This is a genomic window from Flavobacterium sp. LC2016-01 (assembly GCF_009711135.1).
GTDB lineage: Bacteria > Bacteroidota > Bacteroidia > Flavobacteriales > Flavobacteriaceae > Flavobacterium.
Genome location: NZ_WMIC01000002.1, coordinates 69,719 through 89,073, shown reverse-complemented (window position 1 = coordinate 89,073; position 19,355 = coordinate 69,719). Strand labels below are relative to the sequence as shown.

Sequence of the window (19,355 nt, the reverse complement as noted above, 5' to 3'; positions counted from 1 at the left end):
AAATGAAAAACATCAACAAAAAACTTCAAATTTTACTTTTACTGCCTTTAATAGCAGTTCAAATAAAATGCGGTTCTTCAAAAAGCACAGCTTCCAATTCTGGAAAAGCTGAGTCTTGGATTACAACCACAGACGAAACATCAAAATTGAAAAAACAGCCAGATTTGGTTTTTAATTCTGATGTAAATTCGAATCAGACCATTGTAGTTGACGCTTCACAAAAATTCCAGACCATTGAAGGTTTTGGATTTTCTTTAACAGGAGGAAGTGCTCAGACTATTTTGAAATTGGATAAAGCAAAAAGAGAGGCATTGCTTCAAGAGCTTTTTTCAAGAAAAAATGATGCTGTAGGGATAAGTTATTTAAGAATCAGTATTGGTGCTTCAGATTTGAATGAAGTGGTTTTTTCGTATGATGATATGCCAGAAGGCCAAACCGATTTAAAATTGGAACATTTTAATCTTGGTCCAGATTTAAAAGATGTGGTTCCGGTTTTAAAAGAAATTTTAGCGATAAATCCTAAAATCAAAATTATGGGTTCTCCGTGGTCGCCTCCGGTTTGGATGAAAGATAACGGAAGCTCAAAAGGCGGCAGTTTACAGCCAAAATATTATCAGGTTTATGCCGAGTATTTTGTAAAATATATTCAGGCAATGAAAGCGCAGGGCATTGTAATTGATGCGATTACGCCTCAAAATGAGCCTTTGCATCCTGGAAATAATCCTAGTATGCTAATGTTGGCTGAACAGCAAGCCGATTTTATTGGAAACAATTTAGGACCAGCATTTAAGGTTGCAGGAATTAAAACGAAGATTATTGTTTACGATCACAATTGCAATAAGCCAGAATATCCTTTGACGATTTTAAAAAATGCAAAAGCGTATCCGTTTGTTACAGGTTCTGCTTTTCACTTGTATGAAGGTGACATTAGTGCTTTGACAACAGTTCACGATGCGTTTCCAAACAAAGATTTATATTTTACAGAACAATATACAGGATCAAAAAGCAGTTTTGAAAATGATTTGAAATGGAGTGTGAAAAATGTTGTAATTGGTTCAATGCGAAATTGGAGTAAAAATGCACTTTCATGGGGATTGGCAAATGACGAATATTACAAACCATTCACGCCAGGAGGATGCTCTACTTGTAAAGGTGCGCTAATGATTGATCAAAATCAGAATATTAAAAGAGAAGTAGGTTATTATATTATTGGACACGCTTCAAAATTTGTTCCTGAAGGATCAGTAAGAATTGGAAGTAATATTGCTGGGAATTTACATAACGTTGCTTTCAAAACGCCATCAGGACAAATTGTTGTAATTGTTGAAAATGACGGAACTACAGCAGAAACATTCAATATCAAATACAATCAAAAACAAATTTCAACTACTTTAAATGCTGGTGCAGTAGCAACTTACGTTTGGTAATCAAAATTAAATTCATGAAGAAATTAACCACATTTGCCTTGTTGATGGCCTCGTTTTTTGCGGTGGCACAACAGCAGACAATAGATCAAAAAGTGAATGATCTGTTGAAAAAAATGACTATTGAAGAAAAAATAGGTCAGCTTAATCAATATACTGGCGATAATCAGGCGACAGGTCCAATAACCATAAACCCAAATAAACAATCGGAGATTAAACAAGGTTTAATAGGTTCGATGCTGAATATCATTGGAACAAAATATACCAGACAATATCAGGAATTGGCGATGCAGTCACGTTTGAAAATTCCGTTGTTGTTTGGTCAGGATGTTATTCACGGTTACAAAACAACATTTCCAATTCCGTTAGCTGAGGCCGCGAGCTGGGATTTGCCAGCTATAGAATTGGCAGCAAGAGTTGCGGCAACTGAAGCATCAGCAAGCGGTATTCACTGGACATTTGCTCCAATGGTTGATATTGGGCGTGACCCAAGATGGGGAAGAGTTATGGAAGGCGCCGGAGAAGATACTTACTTAGGGTCTAAAATTGCTTATGCGCGTGTAAAAGGTTTTCAAGGAAATAAATTAGGCGATTTAAACTCGGTTATGGCTTGCGTAAAACACTTTGCAGCTTATGGCGCAGGTGTTGGTGGAAGAGATTATAACTCTGTTGATATGAGCGAAAGAATGCTGCTTGAAACCTATTTGCCTCCTTTTAAATCGGCTTTAGATGCTGGTGCAGCTACTTTTATGAATTCATTTAATGATTTAAACGGAGTTCCAGCAACAGGAAATGCACATTTACAGCGCGATATTCTAAAAGGAAAATGGAATTTTCAAGGTTTCGTAGTTTCTGACTGGGGATCAATTGGAGAGATGGTAGCGCACGGTTACTCAAAAGACCTTAAAGAAGCTGCCTATTCTGCAATTACTGCAGGAAGCGATATGGACATGGAAAGTAATGCATACCGTAAGAATTTAGCAGAGTTAGTAAAAGAAGGAAGAGTTTCTATTGATTTGATTGACGATGCGGTAAAACGTATTCTTCGTAAAAAATATGAGTTAGGCTTATTTGATGATCCTTACAAATATTCAGATGATAAAAGAGCTGAGAAAGTTTTAAACAATCCAGAAAACAGAAAAGCAGCACTTGAAGTAGCACAGAAAAGTATTGTTTTATTAAAGAATGATAACCAGACTTTACCGCTTTCTAAAAACTTAAAAACAATTGCATTCATTGGACCAATGGTAAAAGAATACAAAGCCAATATGGGATTTTGGTCTGTTGAATTACCAGATGTTGATTATGACAAATGGGTTGTTTCGCAATGGGATGGTTTGCAGAATAAAGTAGGTAAAAATACCAAATTGCTTTATGCTAAAGGCTGTGAAGTTGACGGAGATAATAAAGATGGTTTTGCCGAAGCAGTAGAAACTGCAAAACAAGCTGATGTAGTTATTTTAAGTATTGGTGAAAGACGCGACATGAGCGGTGAAGCAAAAAGCCGAAGCGATTTACATTTGCCAGGTGTTCAGGAAGATTTAGTAAAAGCGATTCAGGCGACAGGAAAACCGGTTGTGGTTTTGGTAAATGCAGGTCGACCGCTAATTTTTAACTGGACAGCAGATAATGTTCCGGCAATTGTTTACACATGGTGGTTAGGTACAGAGGCTGGAAATGCAATTGCAAATGTTCTATTTGGAGATTATAATCCGTCTGGAAAATTACCTATGACTTTCCCAAGAGAAGTTGGTCAAGTGCCAATTTACTATAATCATTTCAGCACTGGAAGACCAGCTAAAAATGAAGATTCAAAAAATTATGTTTCAGCCTATATTGATTTAAAAAACTCACCTAAATTCCCATTTGGGTACGGTTTGAGTTATACAAAATTCGATTATTCAGGTTTGAAATTATCTTCTGCAAAAATCAAAAGCAACGAAACAATTAAAGTTTCTTTCCAATTATCAAATGTTGGAAAAGTGGCTGGAGAAGAAGTAGTGCAATTGTATTTGAAAGATAAATTCGGATCTGTTGTTAGACCAGTTTTAGAATTAAGAGATTTCCAAAAAGTGAAATTAAATGCAGGAGAATCTAAAACAATCGAATTTACAATTGATAAAGAAAAACTTTCGTTCTATAACAATAAATTAGAATGGGTTGCTGAACCTGGTGATTTTGAAGTAATGATTGGAGCTTCGTCAGCAGATATAAAACTTAGAGCAGACTTTGAATTAGTACAATAGTAGAAGTCAATTTTAAATTGGCGCTATCGATTTTATAAAGGTTTTGAATTATTTCAAAACAGTATTTATAAAATCCATAGCGCCAATTCCTTTGTATGATGCGTACAAAGCTTTGTCAAAAGCTTCGCGTTTTGCCTTTTTATCTTTTGCCTCAGTTTCACTAATCATTTCATTGAAAATTTTTTCCTGCTGCTGGCTGTATTTTATTGATTCTTCCAATAAATAAGTTTTCGAAACAAATCCGAAAGAAGCCCAGATTTTGGATCTAATTCTTTTGTTTATGTCTTTTAATGGATTGGTACTCATATCTCTCACATTGACTTTCTGAATATATAAAAAGAGCAAATATAAAATTTACATCTTAATTTTCTTACTTTATTATTTAAAATAATAACAAAATTATTTAAATGTGTTATTATGACGCAATGTACTTATTTTTTTTATATTTGAATTTAATTTTAAGTTAAAATTGTGAGAGACACACTTATTTTGCAAATGTGAATTTTGTGTTTATAACTTCTAAATTGTTTTGTTTTTATAAAAATAGAGTAAATTGCAGGGTTATTTGATAAAGAAAAAGGTTCAATTAAATGTCAAAAATGTTAAAAGACATCATAGAAAATAATGAAAATTATCAGCCTGGGCTGTCGATTGACTGTGTCATTTTTGGATTTCACGATAACCAGTTAAAGGTTTTGCTGATCAAAGTAGATCGAAATCCAAAATGGTCTTTGCCAGGAGGATTTATCCCAATTGATCAGGATATAGACACGGCAGCCGTAACTATTTTAAATGACAGAACTGGTGTTGATGGTATTTTTTTAAGACAGTTTGCCACCTTTGGAAAAGTGAAACGAAACGATCAGCATTTTGACAAACAAGTATTAGAATATTTAAAAATAGAAGAGGCTAAAGGAAAATGGCTGATGCGACGTTTTGTTACGATTGGTTATTATGCTTTAGTTGATTTTTTAAAAACGATTCCCAAACCTTCAAGCGATCGTGAAATTGTGGAATGGATAGATCACAAAGAAGTTCCGGAACTTATTTTAGACCACAAAGAAATTCTGGATAAAGCATTGCAAACTTTGAGAATGGAATTGAATTTAATGCCAATTGGTTATAATTTACTCCCAGAAAAATTCACAATTCCAGAACTTCAAAAATTGTATGAAACAATTCTGGATAAAAAACTGGATCGGAGAAATTTTCTAAGAAAAATAACGAATATCGGAATCCTTAATAAGCTTGACGAGAAGAAAAGCAATGTGGCTCACAAGGCTCCAAACTTATATTCTTTCGATAAAGAAAAATATGATGAAGTCTTGAAAAACGGACTAAATCAAGGCTGGTAAAAAGAAACATTTTTTATCTAAAAAAGCATAAGTTATGATAGATATTGATACATTTCGAACTTTAGCTTTGGCATTTCCGGATGCAACTGAAGAACCACATTTCGAGAAAACCTCTTTCCGCGTCAATAAAAAGATATTCGCAACATTTGACGAAAAAAACAATCGAGCTGTTTTAAAATTAAATGAAATCGATCAATCTGTTTTTTGTGCGTCAAGCGAAATGATTTTTTATCCAATTCCAAATAAATGGGGCGAACAAGGCTGGACAATTGTCGAACTTTCAAAAGTAAGACCAGAAATGTTTGAAGATGCACTATCACTTTCGTATCAAAATGTCGCTCCAAAAAAGAAGAAATAAATTTACCTGATAATCGTTCTGAAAGTCAAATTTACCCTTGGCTTCTGAGTAGTTTTAGTTGGAGGTAATCGGTGTAACCAATGCGTTTGCGTTTCATCTTTCATAACCAATAAACTTCCGTGTTCTAAAATTAAAGAAACTGTTTCTTTGGTTTCTTTATGTTTGAAGGCAAATTTGCGTTCCGCCCCAAAACTTACCGAACCAATTGCGCCATTCTTTTTTAAATCTTTTTCAGCATCGCTGTGCCAAGCCATTCCTTCATCGCCGGAATGATATAAATTCAGCAGACAGGAATTGAAAGTTTCTCCGGTTTTTTGCTCAATAAAAGCTTTTAACTTTAATAATTCTGGCGTCCATTGAAGTGCTTTTTTTGTGGTATTGGAATACGTATATTCAAATTCCTGATCGCCGTACCAAGCTACTTTTCGTTTGGTTAAAATTAATTTTCCAAAGATGATTGCTTCATCGTTTTTCCATTCGATTGTATCCAATAAAATATCACGATAGAAATTTGCCTCTTCTCTTGAAAACAATTTTCCGTAATAATTTACAGTTCCATCTTTAGGAAGCAGATTTGTATTTTCGTCATTTTCAGGATTAAATAAGTCCATTTTTCCAGTTTTGATATTCGGTTTTCATACAATGTCCGCAAGGTCTGAAACCGTTTTGTTTTGCTTCTTTTTCAGATAAAAAGAAAACCCGATTTTCGCGTTTCATTCTTTTTCCCGAAGAACATTTTAGCGTTCCGTAGATTTTTAATTTTCGGTTGCCGCCGAAGCAAATTTCAGCATTTTTAATTTTAATCCGAAGATCTGAATCTGAAATTTTATTGTGTTGTATCATTTGTTTTAAGTTGCAAAGTTACAGAGAGACAAAGAGACAGAGGTTCAAAGGTGAATAACTTTGTATCTCTGTCACTTTGAATCTTTGCACCTCTAAATTAAGATAACGCATCATGAAAAATAATCCCCAATGTGTATCGTTCACCCGAATAAATTTCACTAACGCCATGTTTCATATTTACTCGATAATATCCTTTTGTACCTTTTACAGGTCTGAAATTGGTTGTGAAAACTAAAATATCTCCTTTTTTAGGTTTTAAAACAATTGCTTTCGATTGCGCTCTCGGCGTTTGCTGTGTCAAAACAAATTCGCCTCCGGTAAAATCTTCCTCGGGTTCTGAAAGGAAAAGCACAATTTGAATCGGGAAATAAATATCGCCGTATAAATCTTGATGCAAAGTGTTGAATCCGCTTTCACCATATTTTAAAATTAAAACCGTTGCTTTAAGTTGATTATTATCGTGACATTGTTTTAATAATTCTTGATGTGAATGAGGAAAAATAGTGTTGATATTCAGTGCTTTCATCCATGCATTTGCGATTGGTGCTAATTTTGGATAAATCGAAGATCTGATGTCCTGAATTAAATCGGGCAATGGATAATTGAAATATTTATATTCGCCCAAACCAAATCGATAACGTTCCATTACAACCGTTTTTCGATAAAGATTTGGATTTTCGTAATCGAATTTTAAATCTTCACATTGTTCGTTATTGAGTACATTCGGGATAATGACAAAGCCATTTTCGTGCATAGATTCGGTGATGCTTTCCCAATTTTGAGAAGCAATTTTTTGTTGTATATTTTGCATAAGAATTTTAGATGTAGTCAAATTTCCAATGAATGATTAATCCTTGGAACTTGGAATTTTGAGTATTGAAATTTTGCAGTTTTTATGGATTTATTTGCGCACCTTCCCAGCCAATTATGGCTGTTTTTCGCGTATTTCCCCACATATAACCGCCAAAAATTCCCGAAGATTGAATTACGCGGTGACACGGAATTAAAAACGCAACAGGATTGCTTCCAATTGCTGTTCCGACGGCTCGTGAGGCATTTGGTTTTTCGATTTTTTGTGCAATAGAACCATAAGTTGAAAGTTGTCCCATCGGAATTTTAAGCAAGGTTTCCCAAACTTTCAATTGAAAATCGGTTCCTTTTAAGTGCAGTTTTATTTCAGATAATTTGCTCCAGTCATTTTGAAATATAAATAAAGCGTTTTGTTGTGCGAGATCTAATTTTTTAGAGAATTGCGCATTCGGGAATTTATCTTTTAAAGCGTCAAATCCGTTTGCTTCTTCTTCGGCGAAAGCCATAAAACAAACGCCTTTTTGAGTAGATGCAACAATAATATTTCCGAAGGGACTTTCGGCAAAACTGTAGTTTATTTCCAGATTTTTACCGCCGTTTTTATATTCGGCTGGCGTCATTCCTTCAATATTTACAAATAAATCGTGAAGTCGGCTGGTTCCTGAAAGACCCGTTTCATAAGCCGTTTCAGAAATGGTTGCTTGATTTTCTTTGAGTAATTTCTTGGCGTGTTCTAAACTTGTATACTGCAAAAACTTCTTCGGACTTGTGCCAGCCCAATCGCTGAAAAGCCTTTGAAAGTGAAACGGACTCAAGTGCACTTTCTCCGCAACCTCATCAAGATTGGGCTGCTCTTTAAAATTTGCTTTGATATAATCGATAGCTTCTGCGATACGATTATAATTAATGGTTTCTTGTGTGTTCATTTTTATTCCATTTTATAAGGCAAAGATCGATTGGTTTTAGCAGGTATAAAATCCGAAACTTGCGGAAATAGATTTTTGTTGTTTTTGTTTCAAGTTTCAAGTTTCATGTTCTGTACTAACTTGAAACCTGAAACTTGAAACAAAATTTTAATGCGCCACAGTTTTAGAAAAAACATTAATTACAATAACACCAATAACAATTAAACTCAGTCCAATTATAGCCGGCAAATCTGGTATTTCTTTGAAGAAAATAGCACCAATTGCTGTAATTAAAACAATCCCGACTCCAGACCAAATGGCGTAAGCAAAACCAACAGGAATTGTTCTGATGGCAAAACTTAAACAATAAAATGCACCGCAATAACCAATAATGGTAATGATGCTCGGAATTAATTTAGTGAATTCTGAAGATTTTTTTAATGCCGAAGTTGCTATGATTTCGAAAATTATAGCAATGAATAAAAATAAAAAGTTCTTCATGGTTCGTGTTTTTTACAAAGTTAAGCTTTGTTTGAAACGGAAAAGAATTTATTTATCGAATGTGAATTTCTGTTTCATTGTTTTTAACTTCATCGAAACAATCAATGCACAGCATTTTAAAATCGGCTTTGGCTTGAAAAACACTAGTCCATTCTTCTCCATTATCAAGAAGCCATTGTTCACATTCTCCGCACCATGCAATTTGCGGAAGATCTTCTTTGACTTCTGAATAATAAAAGCCTACTTTTTCTTTTGAGTCTATTGCCATTGCAATGTGAATACAGGCGAAAGTCATTTCTTTTGAACCATGTATTTCACATAAAATTTTTTCGATCATATTTTTTTGATGTTGTGGAGTTCAAATTTAAATTTAAAATTTCAGGAGACACAAAATAATATGAGAATATTTAAAGTTCTTGGTCTACGTTTGCGTGAGGGATAGAAGCTGGCTACCGAAGTAGCGCGGATAGCCCGACATTATTTAAGAAAAGGCCCTAATCGACTCAAAGTATATTTGGGCCTTTTTTTAAATAATGGCACGCCCTGATGATTTTAGATTTCTGATATTTGATTTTAGATTTAAGAAGTAATTCAGTTCTATTACGGGTTGAGAGACAATCCTACGCTGAAAAACAACCTTACTTTGTCAATATTATTTATCCATGAAGTGTCAAAATGGATTGGGCCTAAAATAGATTGATAGGAAATAGCGGCTCCACCTGATATTACAAGACTAGGTTCAATATTATCATCCCAATTTCCTTTTGGGTTAAAGGCGTGGTCGATATAATCGTCGAAAGTATCAAAACCTACAGTTGCAATATTAAAATGTGGCGTCAGATAAATTTTTCCGGTAAGATTTATTTGAGATCCGAGTTTTAGTCCCATATATTGTGTGACATTGAGTTCGTCTTCGTGCAGACCCGCAAATGAAAAACGATTACTGCCAGAACTTGGAATAATACCACCTATGAAATATTTTGAGGCATAACCAAATCCTGAAAAATCAATTTGATTTTCTTTAAGTTTATCCTGAAAAATAAAATAAGAATCAAACCCAATAATTCCTGTAATTTTCTTTTTTAAGGATAGTCTCTTTTCAATACCGAAGCCAAATTTTGTGTAACCATTTGTTTTGCCAGAAACAGGGGCTAAATCTGGGTCAGAGAAAGAGGCATCAATATCGGTTAAGAATGATCGTGATAGGTTTGATTTTATAATCGTTCCGTTTGTAGCAAAGAAAACTTTATCCATATCATTATAGGAATAATGCATGTTGAATTCGATATTATTAAAGCTGTAATTGTTTAGTGAAATGGAGTTTGGGTTGTATTCCCGATCGTATTTTGGTTTTAAATTGGTGTAATGATAGTTTAGGCCAAAACCAAAGTAGCTTTTCAGGGAATTTAGATTTCTGTTTACCTCATTGTTGAACTCAAAAGCATTATAAAGTATATTGTCTGAGGCTTTGCCATTTATATAAATTTCTTGTCGGAGCAAAGCGCCATAAGCTTCAGTTGCCCACCACCATTCTCTATGCCCACCAAAATTTTTCTGATAGTTGATTCTGGCTTTTGGCTGTTCTGCAATATCGGCGGTTATCAAAAGGCGGGAAGCGTCTGCGAGAATGTTTCTTCCGGTGTAATTAAAAATGATTCCGACGCCTCTATAAGTATCGTAATGAATTGATGTGTTGAGCTGGTTTTTGGCACGTTCAAATCCGAACAATGTAATGCCGAGTTTGTCTTTATCTTTGATGAAATAGCTGTAGGTAATCTCGTCAAAAAGATTGGTTCCCATAGCTCTGTTAATACCTGCGATTAAATCTTTGGTAGTATATTTTACATGGGTTTTAAGGTTTGCTCTTCCAACTACCAAAGGAAGGTTTTCGGGACTTATTTTTTTATAAACTATCGTGTCTAGAACAAATTCTTTGGGCATATCGGGTAATGCGTGCGTGCGTTGCGGAAATGCTTTTAGTTTTTCTGATAAAGCAATTAAAGCCGGAAGATTTTGATTTGTTGCTATTTTACCGTCTTTGTAGATTTCGTCGCTATCTGCAAAATCAGCGGTTGAGAAACGCAAATTGGGTAAGTGATCGACCAAAATTGTACAAAGATCACGATTTGCCGGATTTTTAATATTGCTCGGAAACATACTCGTTTGCATCAAAATGGTCATCAAATTATTTAGCTTATCTGTTGGTTCCATTCCTCCTCCTACGTCGCTTCCAATAATAATATCGGCACCCATTTGTTTGGCAACATCAGTCGGGAAATTATTTAATACTCCTCCGTCTACTAACACTGTTTTTTCGTAAGGCATTGGTTTAAAAATCGCAGGCAAGGACATACTGGCCCGCATGGCATACGCTAAACTGCCTTTGTTTAAAATGACTTCTTTGCCTTCTGCCAAGTCTGTAGCCATCGCTCTAAATGGTATCGGAAGACTGTCAAAATCTCTGACATTATACACAGGAAAGGTTAATTCAGAAAGGTATTCTCTTAGATTTTGATCGTTTAAAAGAGAGCCAACACTATTGAGTTTTCCATCTTTAACACCAATTCCCACTACATATCTTTGAAATTCTCTTTTTTCTTCGGCACTAACAGATCGTAATGATTGGCCTCCGCCAAGAAGTTTGTCCCAATTAATACTTTTCGTTAGTTTTTCAATGCTGTCACCAGAATATCCCATAGCATACAAACCGCCTATGACGCTTCCCATACTATTTCCAACAATAAGATCTGGAACAATGTGCAGTGAATCCAGTTTTTGCAAAAGCGGGATATGGGCAATTCCTTTTGCCCCGCCACCGCTTAAGACCAAAACGACTTTAGGTTTTTTTTCCTGAGAAAAAATGATGTGAGGAAGACACATGAAAAGCAAGAAGACGAATAAATAAGATGTTTTTTTCAAGTTTGTACTGTTTAAGTATTTGAGAAATAGTAACTTATTTTAATTCTTAAAATTAAGCAGTTATTCTTAAAAAACATATTTTTTGAAAGAAATCTTTTCTTTTTTCAGAAATGGATGTCTTATTTATTTCGAAAAATCTATTAAAAACAGAAAACCCGACAGATTTTTAAAACCTGTCGGGTTTGAATATGTATTAAAAATCTAAGATCTACAATCTTAAATCTAAAATCAATTTAGTATCTGTAGTATTCTGGTTTGAATGGACCTTGAACTTCAACACCAATGTAAGCTGCTTGATCGTCTCTTAAAACTTCAAGTTCAACTCCTAATTTAGCTAAGTGCAAAGCAGCAACTTTTTCATCTAAATGTTTTGGCAACATGTAAACGTCATTGTTGTAAGCAGCGCTGTTTTTCCATAATTCGATTTGAGCCAAAGTTTGGTTTGTAAATGAGTTACTCATTACAAAACTTGGGTGACCTGTAGCACAACCAAGGTTTACTAAACGACCTTCAGCCAAAATGATGATATCTTTTCCAGCGATAGTATATTTGTCAACCTGAGGTTTGATTTCGATTTTAGATGCACCGTGGTTTTTGTTCAACCAAGCCATATCAATTTCGTTATCAAAGTGTCCGATGTTACAAACAACAGTTTTGTCTTTCATTTGCTCGAAGTGCTCCCCAAGAACGATATCTTTATTTCCTGTAGTTGTAATGATGATATCAGCATTAGCAATTACAGTGTTTAATTTTTTAACTTCATAACCGTCCATTGCAGCTTGTAAAGCACAAATTGGATCGATTTCAGTAACCGTTACAATAGATCCAGCACCTCTGAAAGAAGCAGCAGTTCCTTTTCCAACGTCACCGTATCCACAAACGATTACTCTTTTTCCAGCTAACATTAAGTCAGTTGCACGACGTACAGCATCTACAGCAGATTCTTTACATCCGTATTTATTATCAAATTTAGATTTAGTAACAGAGTCGTTAATGTTGATTGCAGGCATTGGAAGAGTTCCAGCTTTTACTCTTTCGTAAAGTCTGTGAACACCAGTTGTAGTTTCTTCAGAAAGACCTTTAATTCCAGGAACTAATTCTGGGAAACGATCAATAACCATGTTAGTTAAATCTCCACCGTCATCAAGAATCATGTTCAATGGTTTTCTGTCTTCACCAAAGAATAAAGTTTGCTCAATACACCAGTCAAATGATTTTTCATCAAGACCTTTCCAAGCATAAACTTGAATTCCAGCAGCAGCAATAGCAGCAGCAGCCTGATCCTGAGTAGAGAAAATGTTACAAGAAGACCAAGTAACCTCAGCACCAAGAGCAATTAAAGTTTCGATCAAAACCGCAGTTTGAATCGTCATGTGCAAACATCCAGCAATACGAGCACCTTTAAGAGGTTGTTCGTCTTTATATTCAGCACGAAGCGCCATTAAACCTGGCATTTCAGCTTCAGCTAGTTCAATTTCTTTTCTTCCCCAAGCCGCTAGAGAAATGTCTTTTACTTTGAAAGCCACAAAAGGCGTAGTTGTAGTACTCATTTATAGTATATTTGTATTGTAAAATTTTTGCAAATTTACGGAATACCTTTTGAATTTTACTAATTTCTCTCAGATTTGTGAAATCTTTAATTTCTTAATCTCTAGAAAGTTAGTTATAAAGGTTTTTAGGAGCTAATCCTGCTGTCCGCTATATCTTTTCCTGGCTAAAGAAGCCAGAAAAAGGATACCGCTCCCATCAGGGCTAAAAAGACCAGACATTCAATTAGAAATTTCATTTTCAAAAGAAAAATAATTTATAATTCACAACTCATAATTCATAATTAAAAAGTAATGCCTCTATTTCAGACCATACAATTCAACGAAACGACAAAAATTTTAATTTGGGAAATAACAGAATCTCTCGAAGAATTATTGAGCAAAGTTGTACTGAAAGAAAAAACACAAAAGAGACTGGACGGAATGAAATCACAAATGCATCAGCGTGCTTTTTTGAGCGTTCGAATGCTGATTCAGGAAATGGGTTTTACAGATAAAGATTTGCATTATGACGAATTTGGGAAACCGTATTTTGATTGTCATAATTATATTTCAATAACACATTCATATCATTTTGCAGCCATAATTATAAGCCATGAAACGGTTGGAATCGACATGGAATTACAGCGTGAAAAAATTCAGAAAATTGCGGATAAATTTACTGATTTTGAATGCAGTTATTTAAAACCGGAATTTACGGCAGAATATATAAAAAAACTAACAGTAATCTGGGGGGCAAAAGAGGCAATCTTTAAAATTAGAAACGAAAAAGGAATCAGTTTTAAAGATCATATTTTGGTTGAAGATTTTTCTTTAGAAAAAGAACAAACACAGGCAAGTCTTCATTTTGACGACTTGGTGAAAGATTTTAATGTCTATTATCAAGAAGTTAAATCAGATAATTTTGAAGGGACTTTTACTTTGGTTTATGCTTTTGAAAAGTAGTTTTTTAGTTGCAGTCGCAGTGACAGTTTTCAGTTTTTAAACTTCACTTTCTTTTTTTCGATGCTGAAACATACTCATATACAAAAAAGTGCTCATTTTTCTGGCGCGTCTTTTTAACGTTTCTACGTTTTCACCTTCAAAATGCTCATCTAATGTCTGCGCCCAATAATTTAGCCAAATTCCGAATTCGTTTGCTGTAATCTTACTGCCAAAATGCTCGTCAACCTCATTATGAACCGCATGCGGATTTCCTTTGTACTTGCGAACCGCAAATAAATTAGTTTCCCAAAAATCAGTCAGTTTTTCGAGATGCGCGTCCCAATCGGTAATCATTTCGTTAAAATAAAAGCCGATTTCTTTATCGGCTCTTATTTTAGCATAAAACTGATGCACTAAAAAGGCAACATCAGCTCTATTTTCGATTTGTTTTCTCATACTATAAAATTATTCAGAATGATAAATAAAATGCTTAATACAACACTTGTCAGAATGAAGTTAAAAACGACTTTGTGCTTCATTTGTGCCAAGATAGAAGTATTTGCTAATATACAAGCTAATACTATTATACCTAATTGAATCATTTGTCCAATTGAAGTTCCGTGTGAAAGAATATACATTGCTGCTGCAGCGCCTAGACAGCTTTGGCCAATTACAGCCATTGTTGCAGAACCAATATAATTTTTATTGAAATTTTCGAATGTTGATTGATATAGTGTCATGATATTGTGTTTTTTATACCAACAAAGGTACAGGCACAATACCGGTGCGTTTTATGATTTTAATCATAAAACAAGAACTTTTTTATCGATATACTTTTCGGTTTATAATCTTTAATTCGCCTTTTTTTTCCAATGCTTTTATGGTTCTGATTACGGTTTCTACACGCAAGCCAGTTAAATCGCCAATTTGCTGTCGGGTAAAATTAATGAGGTGGCCGTTTGCATCTTTTTTAAAATTAAAATAAGCAATTCCGTGATCGATTAATTTTAAAACCCGGTGCTCCGGTTCATGTGTTGATATTTCGGCAGCCATTACTGATTTATAATATAAGCGCTGTGCGAGATTTTCGATTATCTTGATACTTATTGCAGGATTTTCTTCAAGAAGTGTCATGAATTTAGATTTTGGCAGAAGAAAAATTTCACAGTCTTCGACCGCAATTGCATTGGCGGGATATTTTTGGTTTAAAAACAAAGGAGGTTCTCCAAAAGATTGTTCTTTATAAAATATTCCTTGAATAAATTCGCGTCCGTCATCATTGTAATTACTCATTTTAATTTCGCCCGAAATAATCTGATAATAATGCGTTGGCAGATTTCCTTCTTCAAAAATAATATCATTTTTTTCGAAGGATTTTTTTAAGGCGCCATATTTTTCTAATAGTGAAGCAGCAATCATAATTTTTTCATTGGTTATCAGTGACGGTTGTACAAATATAATTCATTCAAGATAGTTCTTCTACGTCAAAAACTTTTTACTTTTACGCCCACTATGGCGCAAAAATTACTCAATATACACCAACAGATTTTAGAGGCTAAAAAGAAGGGACAAAAATTATTGGCCATCTTATTAGATCCTGATAAAATTGTACTGGAAAACTTAGATCATTTATTACTAAAAATAAATCAATCTCCGGCTACGCATATTTTCGTAGGAGGCAGTATTGTTGAAACTGAAATTTTAGAAGTTTTAATTGGCCAATTAAAAGAAAAAACAAATTTGCCTGTGGTAATTTTTCCAGGTGATCCGTCGCAAATTTCACCTCAGGCCGATGCAATTTTGTTTTTGTCTTTATTATCAGGCCGAAATCCAGATTATTTAATTGAATATCAGGTTCAGGCTGCGCCAATTCTAAAAAAGACAAATTTAGAGGTTATTTCTACAGGCTATATTTTGATTGAAAGCGGTAACGAAACAGCAGTGGCGCGTGTCAGTAAAACAAAACCGCTTAATCGCGAAAATTTTGATTTGGTTTTGGCAACGGCACAAGCTGGAGAAATGCTGGGAAATAAATTAATGTATTTAGAGGCCGGAAGCGGTGCTAAAAACGCAGTGCCGCTGGAAATGATACAGTTAATTGCGCAAAATATCGAAATTCCTATAATTGTTGGAGGAGGAATTGTAGATTTGCACGGAATTCAAAAAGCGCATAAGGCAGGTGCAGATTTAGTAGTTATTGGAACTGCTTTTGAAAACGACAGCCATTTTTTTGAATCATAAACAACAACCCAAAAACCGCTTAACCCAATGATTGATTTTTTTCTTAATAGTTATGTAGACAAACCATTGTGGCATATTGCTTTAGAATTTTTGATGTTTGTTTTCGGAATTTTAAGTGTTTGGTTTGCTAAAAAAGAAAATATTTGGGTATATCCAACGGGATTAATTGCAACTGTAATTTCAGTGTATCTATTATATATTGCTGGTTATATTGGTGATATGATTATCAATGCCTATTTCTCTATTATGAGCATTTATGGCTGGTATGTATGGGCGAGAGGAGGCACGGTAGAAGATAATTTACCTATTACTCGTACAAGTTTTAATGAAAAAATAATCGGAATCGTACTGTTTATTGTTACTGTTTTTGTAGTTTTCGGGATTTATAAATATTTCGATTATAAAATCAATCCAGACAATTATGTCGATATGATTTCGTCAGGAATATTTTTTGCAGGAATGTGGTACATGGCCAGGAAAAAAATCGAAAACTGGACACTTTGGATTATTGGCGACATTATTGTAGTGCCTCTTTATGCTTATCGCGGCTTAGGGATGATGTCACTTCAATATTTAATTTTTACAATTTTGGCTATTTCAGCTTATTTAGAATGGAGAAAAATCTTAGACAGCAAACAACAACTATCATAAAAATTGCTTTGTTTGGGCCCGAAAGTACGGGAAAAACGACTTTAGCAAAACAGCTTGCAGATTACTATGAAACTGAATGGGTTCCTGAATTTGCACGTGATTACCTGCAGGAAAAATGGGAGGAAAATCAGCATATTTGTGTGGCTGATGATATGATGCCAATCGCATACGGACAAACTGCATTAGAAAATGAAAAACTTTCTCAAGCAAATAAATACCTCTTTTGCGATACTAATTTAATGGTTACTAAAGTTTTTTCTGAAATGTATTATGGCTTTTGCGATCCGCTTTTAAATGAGGCCGCACTTGATCATGAATACGACTTGTTTTTCCTAACAGATATTGATGTTCCTTGGGAAAAAGATGATATTAGAGATTCTCCAAACGGAAGAGAAACGGTGTTTTCTGTTTTTAAACAAACTTTAATTGATACAAAAAAGCCCTTCATAACATTGTCAGGTGATAAAGAAAGCCGATTGTCAAAAGCAACTGCAATCATTGCTGAACTTGCTATGGCTAAAGAACGTGGTTTTTCTTCAGAAGATTTTGTTCAGTTGTATGAACGTGGAATTTCTGTTGATAATGTTCTGAAACAATTGAAAATTTTTAAAAAAGGAATTACAAAAAGCAATTTAATAAGTCCGGCAACAACTGAGAATGGAATTTTAGAATTCTCTGAATCAGAATTTGAAGAAAAAGCGGTTTTTTTTGATTCACAAAAAGAAAAACTTAAAATTAAAAAATTCGTTCCGGCTTCGGGAGCTGCAACAAGAATGTTTAAATTTTTAAGAGCTTTCTTGAATGATTTTGATATTGAAAAAGAAACAATAAATGCCTACATAAACAGGCAAAAAAATAAAGAGCTTTCAATTTTTATTGTAGCAATGGACAAGTTTCCGTTTTTTAAAGCAGTGGAGAAAAAACTGAAATCAATTTATCCTGATTTTGAAAACTTAGAACGCGATTACAAAAATTATTACTTTATAAAAACATTGCTTTCTCAGGAGTATTTTGCTTTTGCAGATAAACCAAAAGCAGTTTTGCCTTTTCATAAATACAAAGATCATATCGCAAATCCTATTGAAGAACATTTAAACGAATGTGTACATTATGCTTCTTCAAATAAAGTTTCGAATCTACATTTTACAGTAACTGAAGCGCATCAAGGATTATTCGAAAAAGAAATTGAAGTGCTAAAGCAAAAAGTCGAGAAGGATTCTGGCATTCAAATTAATATTGGCTATTCTTATCAAAATGCTGGTACAGACTCTATTGCTGTTGATACAAAAAACAGAATAGTCAGAGATAAAAATGAAGCGCTGATTTTTAGACCAGGCGGACACGGTGCTTTGATTCAGAATCTAAACACACTGGAAGCCGATGTTATTTTTATTAAGAATATTGATAATGTGATTCAAAACCATATTGATAAAATCACATTGTACAAAAAAGCGTTGGCTGGAATTTTGATTGAAGCGCAGCAAAAAGTTTTCAATTATTTAAATGCGATTGATCAGAAGAAAATAGGAGAAAGCGAGTTAGAAGAAATGATTTTCTTTTTGTCAGAAGAATTAAATATTCAGATATCAAGTGATTTTAATATGTTTACTTTCGAGAATAAAATCGGAAAAATCAAAGAACTTTTAGATCGTCCAATCAGAGTTTGCGGCATGGTAAAAAACGAAGGCGAACCTGGCGGAGGACCATTTTGGGTTATGAATGATAAAGGAATAAAATCACTTCAGATAGTTGAAACGTCTCAAGTTGATTTATCAGATAAAAAACAGTCTAAGATTTTAGCTGAAGCCACTCACTTTAATCCGGTCGATTTAGTTTGCGGGATTAAAAATTATAAAGGTGAAAAATTTGATCTGCAAAACTTTGTGGATCAAAAAACAGGTTTTATTGTAGAGAAAAGTGTTGAAGGCAAAACAGTTAAAAACTATGAACTGCCTGGATTATGGAACGGTTCAATGGCACACTGGCTTACTATTTTTGTTGCAGTCCCGTTAATTACTTTTAATCCGGTGAAAACGGTAAACGATTTACTGAAAGCACCACATCAGCCACAATAATGGATATTGATAAAATCATATCAGAATTAAGTTTTAAAGCCGTTCGCAGTAGTGGAGCTGGCGGACAAAACGTGAACAAAGTTTCATCAAAAGTCGTTTTGACTTTTGATTTAAATGCTTCGCAAGCTTTGTCTGATGATGAAAAACTGCTTTTGCTCACCAATATTGCATATCGTTTAACAACCGAAAATATACTGATTTTAAATTGTGACGAAGATCGAAGTCAGCTTAAAAATAAAGATATTGTTATAAAACGGTTTTTAGAAATCATTAAAAAAGGATTGTTTGTTCCGAAAATTCGTAAAGCAACCAAGATTCCAAAATCTGTAATCAAAAAGCGTATTAAGGATAAAAAGAATGTTTCTGAAATAAAACAATCACGCAAGAAACCTAACTTGGATTAAAATTCCAATTTTTTAAATTCCAAATTCCAAAAAGCCAATGTGAAAAGTTAGTTTTTTGGAATTTGGAATTTGTTTTTTGGAATTTAACACATTACATTTGCAATGTCTCAAAGGGGTGCTCTAAATAACGAGCTGAGATCATACCCAAAGAA

At 34.2% G+C, this 19,355-nt stretch carries 21 protein-coding genes; 9 read left to right on the top strand and 12 right to left on the bottom strand.

Going from position 1 to position 19,355, the window contains the following annotated elements:
• The first annotated feature begins 2 nt into the window (after nt 1-2).
• Entirely contained in the window at nt 3-1,427 is a 1,425-nt protein-coding gene (locus tag GKZ88_RS04850) for a glycoside hydrolase family 30 beta sandwich domain-containing protein (RefSeq protein ID WP_155101281.1), read from the top strand.
• Nucleotides 1,428-1,441: 14 nt separating this feature from the next.
• Nucleotides 1,442-3,670, top strand: coding sequence for a glycoside hydrolase family 3 N-terminal domain-containing protein (locus tag GKZ88_RS04845; protein ID WP_155101280.1), 2,229 nt, complete (start codon nt 1,442-1,444; stop codon nt 3,668-3,670).
• Nucleotides 3,671-3,718: 48 nt separating this feature from the next.
• Here GKZ88_RS04845 and GKZ88_RS04840 read toward each other — a convergent pair whose 3' ends face one another.
• Entirely contained in the window at nt 3,719-3,976 is a 258-nt protein-coding gene (locus GKZ88_RS04840; RefSeq protein ID WP_155101279.1) for a hypothetical protein, read from the bottom strand.
• A gap of 284 nt (nt 3,977-4,260) precedes the next feature.
• Between GKZ88_RS04840 and GKZ88_RS04835 the strand changes: the two genes are divergently transcribed.
• On the top strand, nt 4,261-5,025 hold the full coding sequence (locus GKZ88_RS04835; RefSeq protein WP_347343853.1) for an NUDIX domain-containing protein: 765 nt from the start codon (nt 4,261-4,263) through the stop codon (nt 5,023-5,025).
• A gap of 34 nt (nt 5,026-5,059) precedes the next feature.
• Nucleotides 5,060-5,383: an MmcQ/YjbR family DNA-binding protein gene (locus GKZ88_RS04830; protein WP_155101278.1), complete on the top strand. Its 324-nt coding sequence runs from the start codon at nt 5,060-5,062 to the stop codon at nt 5,381-5,383.
• A gap of 2 nt (nt 5,384-5,385) precedes the next feature.
• Here GKZ88_RS04830 and GKZ88_RS04825 read toward each other — a convergent pair whose 3' ends face one another.
• The 8 genes from GKZ88_RS04825 to ahcY form a co-directional block, all read right to left on the bottom strand.
• Nucleotides 5,386-5,994: an alpha-ketoglutarate-dependent dioxygenase AlkB gene (locus tag GKZ88_RS04825; protein ID WP_155101277.1), complete on the bottom strand. Its 609-nt coding sequence runs from the start codon at nt 5,992-5,994 to the stop codon at nt 5,386-5,388.
• Complete coding sequence (locus GKZ88_RS04820; protein ID WP_155101276.1) at nt 5,981-6,226, bottom strand: Ada metal-binding domain-containing protein; 246 nt, start codon at nt 6,224-6,226, stop codon at nt 5,981-5,983. The genes GKZ88_RS04825 and GKZ88_RS04820 overlap by 14 nt, the downstream gene beginning before the upstream one ends.
• A 97-nt stretch (nt 6,227-6,323) precedes the next feature.
• The gene (locus GKZ88_RS04815) at nt 6,324-7,037 is read right to left on the bottom strand and encodes a 2OG-Fe(II) oxygenase (RefSeq protein WP_155101275.1); all 714 of its coding nucleotides are present in this window, start codon (nt 7,035-7,037) and stop codon (nt 6,324-6,326) included.
• An 82-nt stretch (nt 7,038-7,119) separates the two neighbouring features.
• On the bottom strand, nt 7,120-7,962 hold the full coding sequence (locus tag GKZ88_RS04810; RefSeq protein WP_155101274.1) for a methylated-DNA--[protein]-cysteine S-methyltransferase: 843 nt from the start codon (nt 7,960-7,962) through the stop codon (nt 7,120-7,122).
• A 147-nt stretch (nt 7,963-8,109) separates the two neighbouring features.
• Nucleotides 8,110-8,442, bottom strand: a complete 333-nt coding sequence (locus tag GKZ88_RS04805; RefSeq protein ID WP_155101273.1) for a multidrug efflux SMR transporter — start codon at nt 8,440-8,442, stop codon at nt 8,110-8,112.
• Nucleotides 8,443-8,494: 52 nt separating this feature from the next.
• Nucleotides 8,495-8,779, bottom strand: a complete 285-nt coding sequence (locus GKZ88_RS04800; protein ID WP_155101272.1) for a hypothetical protein — start codon at nt 8,777-8,779, stop codon at nt 8,495-8,497.
• 263 nt (nt 8,780-9,042) lie between these two features.
• Nucleotides 9,043-11,361, bottom strand: coding sequence for a patatin-like phospholipase family protein (locus tag GKZ88_RS04795; protein ID WP_155101271.1), 2,319 nt, complete (start codon nt 11,359-11,361; stop codon nt 9,043-9,045).
• 233 nt (nt 11,362-11,594) lie between these two features.
• Nucleotides 11,595-12,911 carry an adenosylhomocysteinase gene (gene ahcY / locus GKZ88_RS04790; protein WP_155101270.1) on the bottom strand — a complete coding sequence of 439 codons (1,317 nt, stop codon included), beginning with the start codon at nt 12,909-12,911 and terminating at the stop codon, nt 11,595-11,597.
• A gap of 291 nt (nt 12,912-13,202) precedes the next feature.
• On the opposite strand from ahcY, the gene GKZ88_RS04785 reads away from it, so the two are divergent.
• Entirely contained in the window at nt 13,203-13,853 is a 651-nt protein-coding gene (locus GKZ88_RS04785) for a 4'-phosphopantetheinyl transferase superfamily protein (RefSeq protein ID WP_155101269.1), read from the top strand.
• A gap of 36 nt (nt 13,854-13,889) precedes the next feature.
• On the opposite strand, the gene GKZ88_RS04780 is transcribed toward GKZ88_RS04785, so the two are convergent.
• The 3 genes from GKZ88_RS04780 to GKZ88_RS04770 form a co-directional block, all read right to left on the bottom strand.
• A complete protein-coding gene (locus GKZ88_RS04780; RefSeq protein ID WP_155101268.1) occupies nt 13,890-14,288 on the bottom strand; it encodes a group III truncated hemoglobin in 399 nt (132 codons plus the stop codon).
• Nucleotides 14,285-14,572, bottom strand: coding sequence for a hypothetical protein (locus tag GKZ88_RS04775; RefSeq protein WP_155101267.1), 288 nt, complete (start codon nt 14,570-14,572; stop codon nt 14,285-14,287). The genes GKZ88_RS04780 and GKZ88_RS04775 overlap by 4 nt, the downstream gene beginning before the upstream one ends.
• Before the next feature lie 82 nt (nt 14,573-14,654).
• The gene (locus GKZ88_RS04770) at nt 14,655-15,251 is read right to left on the bottom strand and encodes a Crp/Fnr family transcriptional regulator (RefSeq protein WP_155101266.1); all 597 of its coding nucleotides are present in this window, start codon (nt 15,249-15,251) and stop codon (nt 14,655-14,657) included.
• Between the two features lie 93 nt (nt 15,252-15,344).
• On the opposite strand from GKZ88_RS04770, the gene GKZ88_RS04765 reads away from it, so the two are divergent.
• From GKZ88_RS04765 to arfB, 4 genes are read left to right on the top strand one after another with little or no spacing between them, the layout of a single operon-like run.
• Nucleotides 15,345-16,073, top strand: coding sequence for a geranylgeranylglyceryl/heptaprenylglyceryl phosphate synthase (locus tag GKZ88_RS04765; protein WP_155101265.1), 729 nt, complete (start codon nt 15,345-15,347; stop codon nt 16,071-16,073).
• 27 nt (nt 16,074-16,100) lie between these two features.
• Nucleotides 16,101-16,724 (top strand): nicotinamide riboside transporter PnuC, encoded by a 624-nt coding sequence (pnuC, locus tag GKZ88_RS04760; RefSeq protein ID WP_155101264.1) that lies wholly within the window; start codon nt 16,101-16,103, stop codon nt 16,722-16,724.
• On the top strand, nt 16,685-18,799 hold the full coding sequence (locus GKZ88_RS04755; RefSeq protein WP_155101263.1) for a DUF4301 family protein: 2,115 nt from the start codon (nt 16,685-16,687) through the stop codon (nt 18,797-18,799). The genes pnuC and GKZ88_RS04755 overlap by 40 nt, the downstream gene beginning before the upstream one ends.
• Nucleotides 18,799-19,203, top strand: a complete 405-nt coding sequence (gene arfB / locus GKZ88_RS04750; protein WP_155101262.1) for an alternative ribosome rescue aminoacyl-tRNA hydrolase ArfB — start codon at nt 18,799-18,801, stop codon at nt 19,201-19,203. The genes GKZ88_RS04755 and arfB overlap by 1 nt, the downstream gene beginning before the upstream one ends.
• The last annotated feature ends 152 nt before the right edge of the window (nt 19,204-19,355 follow it).

What these genes read in the sequence shown, in the direction of transcription:
- GKZ88_RS04850 (WP_155101281.1), top strand. Translation starts at nt 3, where the DNA reads ATGAAAAACATCAACAAAAAACTTCAAATTTTACTTTTACTGCCTTTA.
- GKZ88_RS04845 (WP_155101280.1), top strand. Translation starts at nt 1,442, where the DNA reads ATGAAGAAATTAACCACATTTGCCTTGTTGATGGCCTCGTTTTTTGCG.
- GKZ88_RS04840 (WP_155101279.1), bottom strand. Translation starts at nt 3,976, where the DNA reads ATGAGTACCAATCCATTAAAAGACATAAACAAAAGAATTAGATCCAAA.
- GKZ88_RS04835 (WP_347343853.1), top strand. Translation starts at nt 4,261, where the DNA reads ATGTCAAAAATGTTAAAAGACATCATAGAAAATAATGAAAATTATCAG.
- GKZ88_RS04830 (WP_155101278.1), top strand. Translation starts at nt 5,060, where the DNA reads ATGATAGATATTGATACATTTCGAACTTTAGCTTTGGCATTTCCGGAT.
- GKZ88_RS04825 (WP_155101277.1), bottom strand. Translation starts at nt 5,994, where the DNA reads ATGGACTTATTTAATCCTGAAAATGACGAAAATACAAATCTGCTTCCT.
- GKZ88_RS04820 (WP_155101276.1), bottom strand. Translation starts at nt 6,226, where the DNA reads ATGATACAACACAATAAAATTTCAGATTCAGATCTTCGGATTAAAATT.
- GKZ88_RS04815 (WP_155101275.1), bottom strand. Translation starts at nt 7,037, where the DNA reads ATGCAAAATATACAACAAAAAATTGCTTCTCAAAATTGGGAAAGCATC.
- GKZ88_RS04810 (WP_155101274.1), bottom strand. Translation starts at nt 7,962, where the DNA reads ATGAACACACAAGAAACCATTAATTATAATCGTATCGCAGAAGCTATC.
- GKZ88_RS04805 (WP_155101273.1), bottom strand. Translation starts at nt 8,442, where the DNA reads ATGAAGAACTTTTTATTTTTATTCATTGCTATAATTTTCGAAATCATA.
- GKZ88_RS04800 (WP_155101272.1), bottom strand. Translation starts at nt 8,779, where the DNA reads ATGATCGAAAAAATTTTATGTGAAATACATGGTTCAAAAGAAATGACT.
- ahcY (WP_155101270.1), bottom strand. Translation starts at nt 12,911, where the DNA reads ATGAGTACTACAACTACGCCTTTTGTGGCTTTCAAAGTAAAAGACATT.
- GKZ88_RS04785 (WP_155101269.1), top strand. Translation starts at nt 13,203, where the DNA reads ATGCCTCTATTTCAGACCATACAATTCAACGAAACGACAAAAATTTTA.
- GKZ88_RS04780 (WP_155101268.1), bottom strand. Translation starts at nt 14,288, where the DNA reads ATGAGAAAACAAATCGAAAATAGAGCTGATGTTGCCTTTTTAGTGCAT.
- GKZ88_RS04775 (WP_155101267.1), bottom strand. Translation starts at nt 14,572, where the DNA reads ATGACACTATATCAATCAACATTCGAAAATTTCAATAAAAATTATATT.
- GKZ88_RS04770 (WP_155101266.1), bottom strand. Translation starts at nt 15,251, where the DNA reads ATGATTGCTGCTTCACTATTAGAAAAATATGGCGCCTTAAAAAAATCC.
- GKZ88_RS04765 (WP_155101265.1), top strand. Translation starts at nt 15,345, where the DNA reads ATGGCGCAAAAATTACTCAATATACACCAACAGATTTTAGAGGCTAAA.
- pnuC (WP_155101264.1), top strand. Translation starts at nt 16,101, where the DNA reads ATGATTGATTTTTTTCTTAATAGTTATGTAGACAAACCATTGTGGCAT.
- GKZ88_RS04755 (WP_155101263.1), top strand. Translation starts at nt 16,685, where the DNA reads ATGGAGAAAAATCTTAGACAGCAAACAACAACTATCATAAAAATTGCT.
- arfB (WP_155101262.1), top strand. Translation starts at nt 18,799, where the DNA reads ATGGATATTGATAAAATCATATCAGAATTAAGTTTTAAAGCCGTTCGC.